A 15,900-nucleotide genomic window follows, 5' to 3' on the forward strand; every position below is an offset into this window, starting at 1 on the left:
TCCTGCAACAGATAGAAACGGAATTTGTTTACAGCAAGGCTGCCGTCTGCAATGCCCCGGACAAAGGGATGGGTCAGATAACCCGCCCATATTTCCCGGGACGCGTCAAGCAGTCTCTCGGTTGTTTGGTTGTTTTTCAAGGTGGTACCCCCAATGAATGACTTGGACTGACGGCAGCTTGCCGGCAGCACTTGTTGTGATTTTTACTTAAATCAGTTGAATTTGGTGTACGTTTGCCAGATCATCGGCCGTCAATAAGCTGACCGCGTCGATCAGGCGTGTGCGAAAGGAAGCGGTGCCCTCCATCTCTTTACGCACTCGTACCTGTGCTTGTTCTCCGCAATGATTCATCACCTCCGCCGCCGCAACAGCGGCCTCAAATAATGTATTTGGATTCGCACCGCAGTACAATGCGGTCAGCGACGTGAGCATGCATCCGGCACCGGTGATCCGGCCCATCAGCTCACTGCCGCCCCGCAGCACTGCAGTGCGTTGTCCATCGGTTATCAGGTCGATCACACCGGTCAGCATGACGACCGCGCCAGTCTGCTGGCTGAACCGACGCAGCCATGCAGCAGAATCGGCAAGGTTTTGCTCGGTCACGCGGTCGAGTGCATCCACCTCCACACCTGCGGCATTTTCCTGCCCCGCTGCAAGGGCGCGAATTTCAGACGCATTGCCGCGAATAACGGACACCAGCCCCTCGGCCAGCAAGCGGCCGCACATTTCGCTGCGCAAGCGACTTGCCCCAGCCGCAACCGGATCAAGCACAACTGGATGCCCCAGCCGCTTAGACACGCGAGCCGCTAACAGCATCGCTTCCTGCGCACGCAGCGCACCCATATTGAGCGCAAGCGCATCAGCATGCGCGGTGATCTCCTCCACCTCACGCTCATCCTGTGCCATGATAGCCGTACCACCTGCCGCAAGGATGATATTTGCGCAATCGTTAATCGTCACATTATTGGTAATCGAATGCACCATCGGACGAACCCGCTGCGCACACGATATGATCTGTTTTATACTTTCTGTCACCGCAGCGCTCCCTCCAACTGGCTAAAAACCTGCGTGCGCTTGAGTGCCGCCAGTACAAAGACCGATATGGCAGCGCCGACCGCAGTCGAGACCAGAAAAGACGGGACAAAGGTGAACAGCGCCGCGGCTTTATTGTTCATCAGTACTACAGCGATCGGATAAGATGCAATACCGCCCAGAACGCCTGTACCGAACACCTCACCGACATACGCAACCGGCAGCTTGGGACACAGCTTATACAGCAAGCCGCACAGCAGCGCACCGATCATAGAACCGGGAAATGCAAGCAGACTGCCAAGTCCCAACAGATTCCGAATCAGCGAAGCGGCAAACGCCATGCCAACCGCATACCAAGGACCGAGCAGCACCGCACCCAGCACATTAACCATGTGCTGCACGGGTGAGCACTTCGCGCCTAATACCGGAATAGAAAACAGGCTGCCAACCACGGCAACTGCGACCAGCAAACCCGCGATGGTCAGCTTACGGATGGATTTCTCTTTCATTTTGCACCCTCCTCCGGAAACAGACGGCAAAAATGATTCAGCGGCCCACAGCCATTTCCAAAGCCGGGGGCATGACGGATGGCATCGGTCACATAGGCTTTGGCACGCTCTACCGCTTCAGGAATATCATATCCCAGCGCCAGATTGGATGCGATTGCCGAGGACAGCGTGCAGCCTGTGCCATGCGTACTGGTGGTATCGAGCTGTACAATCTCATAACGATGGAAGTCCGTCCCGTCATACAGCACGTCCATTGCACCTTCCATATTCTTGCCGCCCTTGACCAGCACATTGCGACAGCCCTTGGCGTGGATGCGACGTGCTGCCTCCTCCATATCCGCGGGCGTGTTGATCTGCATATCCGCAATGTACTGTGCCTCTGGAATATTGGGTGTCAAAATATCCGCAAACGGCAGTATAGTCTCGATCAGTGTGCCGACTGACGCCGGATCCATCAGCGCATCGCCGTTTTTCGCAAACATCACAGGATCGATGACCACATGCTGCGGCTTATACTGCGCAAGCTTGCCTGCGACCGCTTTCATACACGCGGGTGAGGACAACATGCCGATCTTGACTGCATCTGGTACGATATCCTCAAACACCGCGTCGATTTGCTCTTCAATCATTTTGGGACTGATGTCCTGAATGTCGATCACGCGGGCGGTATTTTCCGCAACAACCGACACGATCACGCTCATACCGAACACACCGTGTGCTGCCATCGTCTTCAAATCCGCCTGCACACCTGCACCGCCCGAACAGTCCGAACCAGCGATGGTAAGTACTTTCTTCATTCCCGTTTCCTCCTGTCTTTCTGCATGAAAAAAGGACATCCCGATCAGGATGTCCTTTCGCGTCCGAAAATGACCGCACCTGCGTGCGGCTCCAGCTTGTTCCAGCATCCCTACGTTGGCATTATCCAAATCAGGTAAGGTCGAGGTCGAAACCTCCTCTCAGCCTCCAACGGAAGCTCCCTTGCTTTATATTAAATTAGCACTTGCCGAAACATTTGTCAAGCTTTCTGTCCGCATGCGGCTGCATACGCTGCATCGTCCACTGCCTCCAGCCATTCATTGCTGCCATTCTCCCCCGGCACTTCGACCGCCAGATGCGAGAACCAACTATCCGGCGCAGCACCATGCCAATGCTTGACACCTACCGGAATATTGACCGTATCGCCCGGATGCAGTTCCACTGCGGGCTTGCCCCATTCCTGATAATAGCCCTTGCCAGCTACACAGACAAGGATCTGTCCGCCGCCTTGATCCGCATGATGAATGTGCCAGTTGTTGCGGCATCCCGGTTCGAAAGTTACATTGAAAATACCGACCTGTTCGGTGGAAACCGGCGCGAGATAACTCTGTCCAACAAAATTTTGTGCAAACCCATCATTCGGCGCGCCAATCGGGAATACCATCTCGTTCTGATGAGCCGCTTTACCGTCCACTGCCTGCTCTTCTTCCGTCCAGACCTCTTTTGCCATGCGAAATGCCGCCCATGCCTTGGGCCAGCCTGCATAAAACGCTGCATGCGTCAAAATCTCTGCGATTTCTGTCCGGGTAATGCCGTTCTGCTTAGCTGTGGTCAAATGATATTGGAAGGAAGAATCCACCAATCCCTGCGCCATTAGGCTGACCACCGTCACCAACGAGCGGTCACGCAGCGAAAGCTTATCCTCCCTGTTCCACACCTGGCCAAACAATACATCATCGTTGAGCTCTGCAAATTTCGGGGCAAAGGTACCGAGAGAATCCCGTCCTGCTGTCTGCTTGACTGCCATACTGCAATACTTCCTTTCCTCTTAGATTCTGCTTCCCATTTCAAACGCGGTTTGCAGTGCCGGATGACCTCCGATATCTCCTGCATCTGTCACACCGCCGGCAAACACATTGCCTGCCAGACTCGCCTTTTCAAAACAGCTGATCCAGCCCTGTAAACCATGCACTGCGCCTTCCGGCGTTTCTGGATCATCCTCTGCTGCCGCTGTCAGCAAATAAACATCACGGAAGGCGTAATCCGAAGGAAACAACGGATTTGCCCGATCCAACATGGTTTTCATCTGACCGCTCATACCATAGTAATAGATTGGCGTTGCAAATGCCAACACATCCGCTGCACCCATTTTCTGTACAATCGCATCCGCATCATCCTGTATCACGCAGCGCTGCGTTGTTTGGCAGGACAAGCAGCCCCGGCAAAACCCAATGTTCTTTTCACATAAGTAAACGGTTTCTACCTGATTTCCTGCTTGCGCCGCACCTTTCGCAAATGCTTCGGCAAGGTGGTTAGAATTGCCGTTGCGTCGCGGACTGGATGCCACAATCAGAACTTTTTTGCTCATTTTTGATTCCTCCTGTGCATGCTTGTCTCCTCCTTTCATTATAAGAAGAAAACGATCCAATAGCAAATGCTTATCTTTTTCTATATTACATGCTTGACAAGCATGCATATCATCGGTACACTGTTTGCATCTATTCTTTATTTTATCTCATGGAAAGCGAGGCGGAACATGGAATTTCGGGTTTTAGAATATTTTTTGGCTGTCACGCAGGAGCAAAGCATTTCGGCTGCTGCTGAATATTTGAACCTGACGCAGCCCACCATTTCTCGGCAGTTGAAAGATTTGGAAGATGAACTTGGAAAGCAGCTTCTGGTGCGCGGCAAACGCAACCACAAAATCGGCCTGACTGAAGAAGGTCGTCTGTTCCGCAAACGCGCGCAGGAAATCGTGGATCTTGTGCAGAAAACCGAAAACGAAATCCGGCAATCTGGCCACGGATTGGCTGGTGATATCTTCATTGGCGCAGGTGAAACCGATTCGCTGCGCGCAATTGCCCGAGTGGCACACCTCATCCAAGAACAGTACCCAGATGTGCATTTTCACATTGTCAGCGGCGATAGTCAGGATCTCATCGATCGGCTGGACAAAGGTCTTTTCGACTTTGGCCTGCTGCTTGGCACGACCGACTCCTCCAAATATGAACAATTGGCGCTGCCCATGTTGGATCACTGGGGTGTTTTGATGCGCAGAGATGCCCCACTTGCTGAAAAAGACAGCATCACACCGGAAGACCTGTGGGACAAGCCGCTGATTTTGTCACGTCAAATGATTCATTTCCCCAATTTTCTGCAATGGATACAAAAACCTCTATCAGAACTGCAAATCAGTGCAACCTACAACCTGGCATACAATGCGTCGCTGATGGCGGATGAAAAAATGGGCTATGTGTTGACACTGGATAAGCTCATCAACACCAGCGGTGACAGCAGTCTCTGCTTCCGACCACTCAGCCCGGATATCACGCTCGGTATGTCTCTGGTCTGGAAGAGATACGCAGCTTTATCCAAAGCGGCCGAATACTTTTTGGCACAGCTTCGGGCCAGCATCTCTTAAGCCTGCTTCCATCCATATCGAAACAAAAAAACCGTCTCCTATGGGAGACGGTTTTTCGCTATCATCCGCTCAGTCCAGAATCGTAATGCTTTCGATCACCGGCTGATTTTCCGGCAAGACCGTGCCGTTGCCATCTTCTACTTTCGTATTCTCGCAAATCTCGTCGACGATGTCCATGCCGTCGGTCACATAGCCGAAGCAGGCATACTGTCCGTCCAGATAAGTGCTGTCCTGATGCACGATGAAGAACTGCGACGAAGCACTGTCCATATCCTGCGCACGCGCCATCGAGATTGCGCCACGCGCATGCGATAGGTCGTTTTCTACACCGTTTTCAGAAAATTCACCCTTGATGGTCTGCTCAGACCCGCCAGTACCGTCGCCATTCGGATCGCCGCCCTGCATCATAAAACCGTTGATGATGCGATGAAAGGTCAAGCCGTCATAAAAACCACTTTCCGCGAGATCCATAAAATTCTGCACCGTAATAGGCGCTGCATCACCATCCAGTTCCACTGTGATGGTACCCATGTCCTGAATCTTGATTTCCGCATGATGAATGCCGACATCCGTCGTCTCCGTTTGGGTTTCGTTCTGTGTTGCGTCCGGCTGGTCCTGCTGCGAATTTGCAGCAGTATTGTTCTCCCCTGCGTTGCATCCGCCTAAAATCAGCACCGCTAACATACCACAAATGCCCCAAAAACGCTTGCTCTGTTTCATTATATTGCTCCTTTGTCTTATTTTTGCTATGCTATCACTTTTCTTCCGGCTTTCCATATGCAGAAGAACGCCGCACTGCATTATCCTGAAATCGGAAAAAGTTTGGATGGTGACGCGACTGCGTGTATTCAAACATCACGCCATCGCTATTGTACGTTTGGCTGCTGACAACTGCAAGACAGTTGCAATCACCCATATCCAGATGCTGCAGATCGAGCTGCGTTGCTTTCTCCACTGTCACCACACGCTTACTATTGATGATGGAGATATGCAGCTCGGTTTCCAAATAACGATAGATCGACTGCTCTGCAATCTCGCGCGTCAGTCCCTGCGCCACATCCTGCCGGAAATAGCTGTGGTTGAAGATCAGCGGGCGTCCGTTCAGATAATGCAGACGCTGGATATAATAGAGCGGTGTTCCCTCTGCGAAACCGGTTTTTTCAGCTAACTGCCAATCCGCTGTGACTGGCGAAAACAACAGCACCTTGCTTGCGCCGCGCTGCTGATTACGCTCTGCAGACTCACTGAACGTTTCGATTGTACCCAGTGTGAAAGTGGTCTGCTGGCTCGGCTCAAAAATATTGCGCATGCCCTTCCCCTGCATGGTCTGCACATATCCAGCACGCACCAGTTCCCCTATGGCACGACGCAGCGTGTTGCGAGAACACCCCAGTTCAGCGATTAGCGTATGTTCGCTGGGTAGCATTTCCTGCGGCGGATATGTACCGGATTCAATTTTCTCTTTTAAAATCTGATACAGCTGTTCATATTTTGCCTTCGGCATGGGACACCTCTCTGCAGTATAAACTGATTTTATTATTATATCACACGCACTGCACTTATAAAACCTTATGGCTCAAAATTTCAAAATGCTTCCCTATCGCGGAAATGCATCAGCTTTTTGCACGAATTAAGTTTATTTCAACCGTCATTTTACCCATTTCACTCGTCAGAAGCCATAAAAATTTTTTGAATTTTTTGTTAAATAATAGACTTGTTTTCCCATTCATAAAGCAGTATCCTATCATCAAGAAAAACTTGTTTGAACAAGTTAATCAAACGAAAAATACGGGAGGAAGATTCATGGGAAAATACCAGCAGGACGTCCAAACGCTGCTCGATAAGATCGGCGGAAAAAAGAACATTCAGGCGGTATCACACTGCATGACACGCATGCGTTTCGTACTGGTTGATCCAAAAAAAGCGGATGAAAAAGCAATCGAAGCCATCCCCAGCGTGAAAGGCACATTCACACAGGCTGGGCAATATCAGGTCATCATCGGCAATGACGTAGCCAATTTTTATCAGGAATTCACTAAGTTTGCCGGTATTGAAGGCGTGAGCAAGGACGCGGTCAAGAATGCGGCCAAATCCAACCAGAATCCCCTTCAGCGTATCATGGGCGCGCTGGGCGAGATCTTTGCCCCCATCATCCCAGCGCTCATCTGCGGCGGTCTTGTGCTCGGTTTCCGCAACATCATCGGTGAAGTCGATCTTCTCAACGGCGGTACCCAGTCTCTGGCCGATGTTTCCCAGTTCTGGGCGGGTATGTACAGCTTCTTGTGGCTGATCGGTGAAGCAATCTTCCACTTCCTGCCCGTAGGCATCACTTGGTCGATCACCAAAAAGATGGGGACGACCCAGATCCTCGGCATTGTGCTCGGCCTGACGCTGATCTCCCCGCAGCTGCTCAACGCATTCTCTGTTGCCACCACCCCAGCCAGCGAAATCCCGGTTTGGGACTTCGGTTTTGCGCAGGTGCAGATGATCGGCTATCAGGGGCAGGTCGTCGCCGCCATTTTAGCTGGTTTTGTGCTGGTCTACTTAGAAAAGTTTTTCAAAAAAATCTGTCCCGAAGTCATCAGTATGGTCGTTGTGCCGTTCTGTGCACTCGTCCCTGCGGTACTGATTGCGCATACGGTCGTCGGCCCGATTGGCTGGAAGATCGGTGACTTCATCGCAAATATCGTCAACATGGGTCTGGCATCGAACTTCAAACTGATCTTTGCGGCACTGTTCGGCCTGCTCTATGCGCCTATTGTTATGACTGGCCTGCACCACATGACCAACGCCATCGACTCCCAGTTGGTCAACACCTACGGCGGCACCAACCTCTGGCCGATGATCGCACTGTCCAATATCGCACAAGGCTCGGCGGTACTTGCCATGTCCATCCTGCAAAAACGCAATGAGCGCGCACAGCAGGTCAACATTCCGGCATGCATCTCCTGCTATCTGGGGGTTACCGAACCGGCTCTGTTCGGTGTCAACCTGAAATACGGTTTCCCGCTGATTTGCGGCATGATCGGCTCAGCCTGCGCGGCAATGATCTCGATTGGCACGGGCGTTACCGCAATCAGCATTGGTGTCGGCGGCTTGCCGGGTATCCTGTCCATCTATCCTGAATACTGGGTCAACTTCCTGCTGGCGATGGCCACCGCAATCATTGTTCCTTTTGTACTGACCTACATCGTCGGCAGCCGCAAGCTGTCCCAAGAAGACCGCGTGATGGAATCTGCCCCGACGGTACCCGCTGTGGAGGAAGCTACTCCGGCAGCAGTTGAAGCACCGACATCATCCTCTTCCATCACACTCAAAGCAATCTGCGACGGCCGCACCCTGCCGCTCTCTAAGGTGCCGGACGACGTATTCTCCAAGGGCATCATGGGCGAAGGCATGGCCTTTGAGCCGACAGGCGATACCATCTACGCACCGGCAGACGCCAAGGTTTCGGTTGTCATGGAGGACAGCCGCCACGCCTGCGGTTTGGCACTCGCAGACGGCACAGAACTTCTCATCCACATTGGCGTAGACACGGTTGACATGAATGGCGACGGTTTCACCCTGTTCGTCCACGAAGACGATACAGTCAAAGCAGGCGATAAGCTCATCACCTTCTCCCCCGATAAGATTGCAGCAGCAGGTCATCCGAAAACCACCATATTCATCGTTACCGAGCCGGCTGGTCACAGCAATATGACGTTCCATACGGGTATTGAAACCAAGCACGGCGAGACGATTGCCGCTGAACTTACCTGAGACAGGAGGACAAACGCATATGTTTGATTTTAGAAAAAGTGTCGTCTATCAGTGTTACTTTAAGTCCTTTTTCGACTCGGACGGTGACGGCGTGGGTGATCTGGGCGGCGTCACTGCCAAGCTCGGCTACCTCAAAAAGCTGGGCGTTGATTACATTTGGCTCAACCCGTTTTTCCCCTCTCCGCAGCGCGACAATGGCTACGACGTGGCCGATTACTGTGCAGTTGACCCGCGCTTTGGTACGATGGCAGACTTTGAAACACTGTCCCAAGAAGCTGCAAAGCGCGGCATCCGCCTGATGCTCGACATGGTGTTCAACCACACCTCGACCGAACACGAGTGGTTCCAGAAAGCCATGGCAGGCGATAAGGAATACGAGAATTTCTATATCTGGCGCGAAGGCGGTGCGGACGGTACCCCCCCCAACAACTGGGAAAGCAAATTCGGCGGCAGTGCATGGCAGTATGTACCGGAAAAGGGAAAATGGTATTTGCATCTGTTCGACCCGACACAGGCCGACCTGAACTGGGAAAATCCGCGTGTGCGTAAGGAACTGCAAAACGTCATCCGCTTCTGGATGGACAAGGGTGTCAAAGGCTTCCGCTTCGATGTTGTCAACCTCATCAGCAAGGGCTCTTATGAATCCGACTACGAGGGCGACGGCCGCCGCTTCTACACCGACGGCCCACGCATCCACGAGTTCCTGCAGGAGCTGAGCGCTGCAACCTTCGGCACGGACGCTGAGATCATCACAGTCGGTGAGATGAGCAGCACAAGCATGGAAAACTGCTACCGCTACGCGGGTGCAGACACCGGTGAACTGAGCATGGTGTTCTCGTTTCACCACCTCAAGGTCGATTTTGTCGGCAATGAAAAGTGGGTGTTAGTGCCGTTCGACTTCGGCAAGCTCAAGAACATCTTGTTTTCATGGCAAACCGGCATGAGCGACCACAACGCTTGGAATGCCGTGTTCTGGTGCAACCACGACCAGCCCCGCGTCGTCTCTCGCTTTGGCGATGAGGGTGAATACTGGGCGGAATCCGCCAAGATGCTCGGCACAGTCGTGCACTGCCTGCGCGGCACGCCCTATGTCTATCAGGGCGAAGAAATCGGTATGACCAATGCGGGTTTTACCTCGCTCGACCAATACCGCGACGTGGAAAGCATCAACCACTATCACATCCTGCGCGCACGCGGTCTGCATGAGGACAGCGTATACGACATTCTGCGCGTCCACTCCCGCGACAACAGCCGCACTCCTATGCAGTGGGATGCAAGCGAAAACAGCGGTTTTACCACGGCTGAGCCTTGGCTAAGCGTCAACCCCAACCACACACGCATCAATGCCGCGGCGCAGGTAAATGATCCGAATTCGGTATTCGCACATTATCAAAAACTGATTGCGCTTCGCAAGCAATATGATGTGATCGCATACGGTGATTTTGCTCCGCTGGATGAAACGCATCCATCCGTTCTGGCATATACCAGACGCTTTAACGGTGAACAACTCGTTGTTATCAACAACTTCTATCGGGCAGAAGTCGATTGGAGCTGTCCGGTCAACCTCGATGGTTTTACCTGCCTGATCTCTAACTATGCAGATTCGTCTGTGCAGAATAAGCTGCACCTGCGTCCTTATGAATCTCTGGTTCTGTACCGCGCAGCAAAATAACAACCTGACACAAAAGCAAAAGCAGCGTCAAACCGCCTGCTGCTTTTGCTTTTGCCGATACTCTATCGTCTACCGACCGACGTATCATGAAATATTACAGGATATTATTACAGGATATTATTTGAAAAAAAGCTTGTTTTTTTGATTTCCACATGATATAATAACAAAGCACTGTGCAGAGCAGGCAATAAAATGCAGCGGTATCGAAGTGGTCATAACGGGGCTGACTCGAAATCAGTTTGCCGGCAACGGCACGTGGGTTCGAATCCCACCCGCTGCGCCAAAGCAAAACAGCAACCATATTGGTTGCTGTTTTTTTTGTATTTCCCTATTTTATTCAGAAGAGATATCCTCGCGCAAACGCGCCTTCAATGCACTGTACCTACGCCCTTTCTGGTTATTTCCAACCATATACGCCACTACATCCGGACTGCCTACTATCACCAGCAGCTGCTTGGCCCGGGTAATTGCCGTGTATAAAATATTGCGTGTCAGCAACCGGCGCGGTAAGGCATCGGACAGTGCCAGCACAACTGCATCAAACTCGCTTCCCTGCGACTTATGAACCGTTACCGCATAAGCGAGTTCCAATTCGCCTAGCATATCATATGTATAGGTGGCAATTCGATCATCAAAGCGAATCACCATGCATTCCTGTCGAGGAAATATCTGCAGGATCTCTCCTACGTCACCGTTGAAAACACCTGTCCCCTGCTCATCATTCTCACGTTTTTCCCAGATGATGTCATAGTTGTTGCGCACCTGCATCACTCTGTCGCCCTCGCGGAAAATCCAGTCTCCAAAGCGTTTTTCCAGTTTGTCCTCCGATGGAGGGTTGAGTGCCTCCTGAAGCCGACGATTCAGCGCAATGGTACCGCTTCCCTGCCGTCTGGCTGGTGAAAGCACCTGAATCTGTGATGGCAACAGTCCATAATGGTTGGGCAGTCGTGCCGCACATAGCTGCGCTACGGTCTCGATTACCGCCGCCGGGTCGGCACGCTTCAAAAAGAAAAAATCACCGTCTGCCCGTGATGGTACTGGCATATGCCCTTCATTGACCGCATGTGCGTTCATAACGATATCCGACTGCTGTGCCTGCCGAAAGATATCTGTCAGCTGGATTGTCGGCACACGATGCGACCCGATGATATCCCGCAGAAAATTTCCCGGCCCCACAGGCGGAAGCTGATCGGCATCTCCAACCAAAACCAAGCGCGCGCCATGCGGCAGCGCCTCGATGAGCGCCTGCATCAGCGTGATATCCACCATGGAAACCTCGTCCAAGATGACCGCATCGCATTCCAGAGGATTGGTCAAATTTCGCACAAACGCAGTACGTCCTCCCATGCCGAAACCCGCTTCCAGCAGACGATGAATGGTTTTAGCCTCCATTCCAGTCAAGTCAGATAACCGCTTAGCAGCGCGTCCGGTCGGCGCCGCCAATAACGTATTCAGGCCCAACGCTTCAAACACCTGTAAAATGCCGCGCACGGTTGTTGTTTTGCCGGTACCCGGCCCACCTGTCAGGATTACCAATCCATTGCGTGCTGCTGTTGTAATCGCCTGCTTCTGCTTTTCCGAATACGGTACTTCACTATCCAACACCAGCGCTTTGAGCAGTTCATCCACATCGAAATCATATTCATAATTTCGTTCTGCCATATAACCCAGCATTTCCGCCAGATATGCTTCCGCATCATGCAGATCGCGCAGATACACCGCGTCCCGCCCGGCAATATGCTCACAAACCAAGCGACCGCGCTCGCGCAACCGTTCGATCGAAGCCAGTGCCCGTTCTTCATCAAACACCACATCCTCGTCAGAAAGCAGCGAGCAGACTGCTGCTGTTAGCTTTTCCACGGGAATGAAAGTATGCCCATTGTCCAAATTGAACACCAGCGTGTATAACACGCCTGCATCTGCACGCTCATCCGACAACAGCGAGAGCCCTAACTCCATTGCCAATCCGTCGGCAATCTTGAAGTCTACATCATAATAAGGGTCACAAAGCAAATACGGATTTTCGCACAGTGCATCAATCGCGCTATCCCGCAAGCGTTTGTACAAAAGCGGTGTCAAGGAGACCGGCAGACGATGCTCAGCTAAAAAGTCCATCAACAGACGCATCTCGTTCTGTTCGGTAAACTGTCGACCGATCTCCCTTGCCTTCTTCTCTGTGATTCCTCGAATTGCAGTCAGGCGTTCCGGTTCATAGGCAAGCACATCAAAGGTATCTTCCCCGAACTTTTCGGCAATGCGGAAAGCCAACCGCGGACCGATACCACGAATCAAACCAGAGCCCAAGTACTCTGCGATTCCCCGCACGGAAGATGGCAAACGGCGCTCAAATGCTTCGGTTGCAAACTGCTCGCCATAGGATGGATGTGTCACCCATGTACCGGTCAGGATAACCTCTTCTCCCAAGCCAATATTGGGAAACGTACCGGTTGCCGTGACCTCCGCACCCTCATCCGAACTTAGCCGCAGAACGGCATATCCATTTTCCTGATTGTAAAATACAATTTGCTCCACTGTGCCGCGAATCAGCACATACTCTTTCTCATCCAAGCGCAACCGTTCCTCTTTCTATTATTCCAAATACATGATATCCTGTCTAGATGCAAAATGCTTTGCAATATTGTTCTCGCCACCGCAGCCAATCTCAACAAACGTGATAGAAAGGCCGGGCAGATACTGCTTGCGCACACGCAATGCAATCCGAATCATTTGTTCGCTTGCAGCATCATTTCCATCGCCATACAAGGTCAGCTCCGCTGAACCATGCATGCGCAGCAATCGCGCAAAGCACAATTCATAAACCACATGCAAACACGTATACAAGCCTATGGCTGCAAAAATTGCCAGCACTGCTTCCCAAAAAACAGACATGAGTCTCCCCTCCTGTTTTCAGGCTATGCAGCAAGCAATCTACAGGTGTCATTACCCGATTTATTGTAACACAAGACGAAAAAAATGTAAAATGCCAACCAAAGCAAAGCTGCCGGAATCCATCCGGCAGCCTCTCATCATGTTTCGTGTTTTGTGCACCATTCCGTCAAATCTTCACTGTTTGTCCCACGCATGGGATGGGCACGTCCGCAACCGCGTTCATGCGGCGGCAAAGCAATTCCCTCCACAGCGCTGTTAGGGTCCTCTCCATCGTTACTCGATACTGCAGGCTTACTGCAAGAAAGCCATTCAAACTGCTTTTGTGCCGCTTCCATCTGATATTGTTTGATCTTATCCTGTTTGATAGCGCATCCCTCCTCATCGGTAGTTTACCGCACGGCACACGCATTTACACAGGAAAAAGCTCCCATGCAAAGCACGGGAGCTTTCATAAATCAACAATTAGTCAGCGTTGATCTTGGTAACAACGCCGGAACCTACGGTGCGGCCACCCTCACGGATAGCGAAACGCAGGCCTTCCTCGATAGCGATCGGGGTGATCAGCTCAACGTCCATCTCAACGTTGTCGCCCGGCATGCACATCTCAGTGCCTTCCGGCAGAGTGATAACGCCAGTAACGTCGGTGGTACGGAAGTAGAACTGGGGACGGTAGTTGTTGAAGAACGGAGTATGACGGCCGCCCTCTTCCTTCTTCAGAACGTAAACCTGACCGTGGAACTTGGTGTGCGGATGAATGGAGCCCGGCTTAGCCAGAACCTGGCCACGCTCGATCTCAGTCTTCTGGATACCACGGAGCAGAGCACCGATGTTGTCGCCAGCCTCAGCGTAGTCCAGCAGCTTGCGGAACATCTCAATACCGGTAACAACGGTCTTGCGCGGAGCGTCCATCAGACCAACGATTTCAACTTCTTCGCCCATCTTCAGCTGGCCACGCTCAACACGGCCGGTAGCAACGGTACCACGACCGGTGATGGAGAATACGTCCTCAACCGGCATGATGAACGGCTTGTCAGCAGCACGGTCCGGGGTCGGGATATAGGAGTCAACAGCGTCCATCAGCTCGTGGATGCAAGCATACTCCGGAGCGTTCGGATCGTTGGAATCGCAGGTCAGAACCTGAAGCGCAGAACCACGGATTACCGGGATGTCATCGCCCGGGAACTCGTAGGAGGACAGCAGGTCGCGGATTTCCATCTCAACCAGATCGAGCAGCTCTGCGTCGTCTACCTGGTCAACCTTGTTCATGAATACAACGATATACGGAACGCCTACCTGACGAGCAAGCAGAATGTGCTCGCGGGTCTGGGGCATCGGGCCGTCAGCGGAAGAAACAACCAGGATAGCGCCGTCCATCTGAGCAGCACCGGTGATCATGTTCTTAACGTAGTCAGCGTGGCCCGGGCAGTCAACGTGCGCATAGTGACGTTTCTTGGTGTGGTACTCAACGTGCGCAGTGTTGATCGTAATGCCGCGCTCCTTCTCTTCCGGAGCCTTATCGATCGAGTCGTAAGCCTGATATTCAGCCTCACCCTCGAGAGCCAGAACCTTGGTGATCGCCGCGGTCAGCGTGGTCTTACCATGGTCAACGTGGCCGATGGTACCGATGTTAACGTGCGGCAGGGAGCGGTCAAATTTTTCCTTTGCCATTGTGGATATCCTCCTCGTAAATTAAATTCAAAGTCATGGTGAATTTATTCTACTGCAATTCACAGAAAAATGCAATAGTTTTAGTCGTTTTTATTGCGGGCGTCGATGATCTTCTCCTGAATGCTCTTCGGCACCTCAGTGTAGTGGCTGGGCTGCATGGTGTACTGGCCACGGCCCTGCGTACGGGAGCGCAGCGCAGTTGCGTAACCGAACATCTCGCTCAGCGGAACAGCAGCCGAAATCGCCTGCACGCCGCCGCGCGGCTCCATGCCCTGGATCTGGCCACGACGGGAGTTCAAGTCACCGATAACGTCGCCCATATAATCCTCTGGAACCATAACGTCAACCTGCATGATCGGCTCCATCAGAACCGGATCAGCCTTCTTCATAGCTTCCTTGAACGCCATAGAGCCGGCGATCTTAAATGCCATTTCAGAGGAGTCGACTTCGTGGTAAGAACCGTCATACAGCGTAACCTTTACGTCGACAACCGGATAGCCCGCCAAGATACCAGCCTGCATTGCGCCCTGAATACCCTGATTAACAGGCTCGATATATTCCTTCGGAATCGCACCGCCAACGATCTTGTTGATGAACTCATAGCCCTTACCGGACTCGTTCGGCTCAACAATGATCTTAACATGGCCGTACTGACCCTTACCACCGGACTGACGTGCATACTTCTGATCCACATCAGCAGAACGGCGGATGGTTTCCTTATAAGCAACCTGAGGCGAACCAACGTTGGCTTCTACCTTGAATTCACGCAGCAGACGGTCAACAATAATTTCCAGATGCAGCTCGCCCATACCAGCGATAATGGTCTGGCCGGTTTCCTCATCGGTGTAGGTCTTAAAGGTCGGGTCTTCTTCCGCCAGCTTTGCCAGCGCAATACCCATCTTCTCCTGACCAGCCTTGGTCTTGGGCTCGATCGCAACACGGATAACCGGATCCGGGAACTCCATAGACTCGAG

General features: G+C 52.2%; 13 protein-coding genes, 1 tRNA gene, 2 pseudogenes and 1 riboswitch. Of the genes and pseudogenes, 4 read left to right on the forward strand and 12 right to left on the reverse strand.

The features are described 5' to 3' along the window. The 6 genes and pseudogenes from ABGT74_RS01975 to ABGT74_RS02000 all read right to left on the reverse strand — a co-directional run. Window positions 1-191: pseudogene (locus tag ABGT74_RS01975) on the reverse strand (hypothetical protein); the annotation flags it as partial. A gap of 16 nt (window positions 192-207) precedes the next feature. Then, a complete protein-coding gene (gene thiM, locus ABGT74_RS01980) occupies window positions 208-1,035 on the reverse strand; it encodes a hydroxyethylthiazole kinase (protein WP_346704244.1) in 828 nt (275 codons plus the stop codon). Continuing rightward, complete coding sequence (gene thiW / locus ABGT74_RS01985; protein WP_346704245.1) at window positions 1,032-1,541, reverse strand: energy coupling factor transporter S component ThiW; 510 nt, start codon at window positions 1,539-1,541, stop codon at window positions 1,032-1,034. Before thiW ends, thiM begins: the two co-directional genes overlap by 4 nt. Beyond that, the gene (gene thiD, locus ABGT74_RS01990; RefSeq protein WP_346704246.1) at window positions 1,538-2,338 is read right to left on the reverse strand and encodes a bifunctional hydroxymethylpyrimidine kinase/phosphomethylpyrimidine kinase; all 801 of its coding nucleotides are present in this window, start codon (window positions 2,336-2,338) and stop codon (window positions 1,538-1,540) included. Before thiD ends, thiW begins: the two co-directional genes overlap by 4 nt. Window positions 2,339-2,427: 89 nt before the next feature. Then, a riboswitch (TPP riboswitch) is annotated at window positions 2,428-2,531 on the reverse strand. Window positions 2,532-2,556: 25 nt separating this feature from the next. Continuing rightward, on the reverse strand, window positions 2,557-3,324 hold the full coding sequence (locus tag ABGT74_RS01995; RefSeq protein ID WP_346704247.1) for a carboxymuconolactone decarboxylase family protein: 768 nt from the start codon (window positions 3,322-3,324) through the stop codon (window positions 2,557-2,559). A 21-nt stretch (window positions 3,325-3,345) separates the two neighbouring features. Further along, entirely contained in the window at window positions 3,346-3,885 is a 540-nt protein-coding gene (locus tag ABGT74_RS02000) for a flavodoxin family protein (RefSeq protein ID WP_346704248.1), read from the reverse strand. Between the two features lie 168 nt (window positions 3,886-4,053). Between ABGT74_RS02000 and ABGT74_RS02005 the strand changes: the two genes are divergently transcribed. Beyond that, window positions 4,054-4,938: a LysR family transcriptional regulator gene (locus tag ABGT74_RS02005; RefSeq protein ID WP_346704253.1), complete on the forward strand. Its 885-nt coding sequence runs from the start codon at window positions 4,054-4,056 to the stop codon at window positions 4,936-4,938. Between the two features lie 69 nt (window positions 4,939-5,007). On the opposite strand, the gene ABGT74_RS02010 is transcribed toward ABGT74_RS02005, so the two are convergent. Together ABGT74_RS02010 and ABGT74_RS02015 are read right to left on the reverse strand one after the other, a co-directional pair. Continuing rightward, window positions 5,008-5,658 carry a peptidylprolyl isomerase gene (locus tag ABGT74_RS02010; RefSeq protein ID WP_346704249.1) on the reverse strand — a complete coding sequence of 217 codons (651 nt, stop codon included), beginning with the start codon at window positions 5,656-5,658 and terminating at the stop codon, window positions 5,008-5,010. Between the two features lie 34 nt (window positions 5,659-5,692). After that, window positions 5,693-6,442, reverse strand: coding sequence for a GntR family transcriptional regulator (locus ABGT74_RS02015; protein ID WP_297284413.1), 750 nt, complete (start codon window positions 6,440-6,442; stop codon window positions 5,693-5,695). Between the two features lie 299 nt (window positions 6,443-6,741). Between ABGT74_RS02015 and treP the strand changes: the two genes are divergently transcribed. The 3 genes from treP to ABGT74_RS02030 all read left to right on the forward strand — a co-directional run bounded on the left by treP (window position 6,742) and on the right by ABGT74_RS02030 (window position 10,652). Continuing rightward, complete coding sequence (gene treP, locus ABGT74_RS02020) at window positions 6,742-8,697, forward strand: PTS system trehalose-specific EIIBC component (RefSeq protein WP_346704250.1); 1,956 nt, start codon at window positions 6,742-6,744, stop codon at window positions 8,695-8,697. A gap of 19 nt (window positions 8,698-8,716) precedes the next feature. After that, window positions 8,717-10,369: an alpha,alpha-phosphotrehalase gene (gene treC / locus ABGT74_RS02025; protein ID WP_346704251.1), complete on the forward strand. Its 1,653-nt coding sequence runs from the start codon at window positions 8,717-8,719 to the stop codon at window positions 10,367-10,369. Between the two features lie 194 nt (window positions 10,370-10,563). After that, window positions 10,564-10,652: transfer RNA gene (locus ABGT74_RS02030), tRNA-Ser, on the forward strand. Window positions 10,653-10,702: 50 nt separating this feature from the next. Here ABGT74_RS02030 and ABGT74_RS02035 read toward each other — a convergent pair. The 4 genes and pseudogenes from ABGT74_RS02035 to fusA all read right to left on the reverse strand — a co-directional run. Continuing rightward, window positions 10,703-12,937: an ATP-dependent RecD-like DNA helicase gene (locus ABGT74_RS02035; protein ID WP_346704252.1), complete on the reverse strand. Its 2,235-nt coding sequence runs from the start codon at window positions 12,935-12,937 to the stop codon at window positions 10,703-10,705. Between the two features lie 21 nt (window positions 12,938-12,958). Continuing rightward, window positions 12,959-13,258, reverse strand: coding sequence for a hypothetical protein (locus tag ABGT74_RS02040; protein ID WP_297284415.1), 300 nt, complete (start codon window positions 13,256-13,258; stop codon window positions 12,959-12,961). 462 nt (window positions 13,259-13,720) lie between these two features. Continuing rightward, window positions 13,721-14,926: an elongation factor Tu gene (gene tuf, locus ABGT74_RS02045; RefSeq protein WP_297284416.1), complete on the reverse strand. Its 1,206-nt coding sequence runs from the start codon at window positions 14,924-14,926 to the stop codon at window positions 13,721-13,723. A gap of 80 nt (window positions 14,927-15,006) precedes the next feature. Continuing rightward, a pseudogene (fusA, locus tag ABGT74_RS02050) lies at window positions 15,007-15,900 on the reverse strand (elongation factor G); the annotation flags it as partial.

Origin of the sequence: uncultured Agathobaculum sp. (genome assembly GCF_963927765.1) — a bacterium.
GTDB lineage: Bacteria > Bacillota > Clostridia > Oscillospirales > Butyricicoccaceae > Agathobaculum.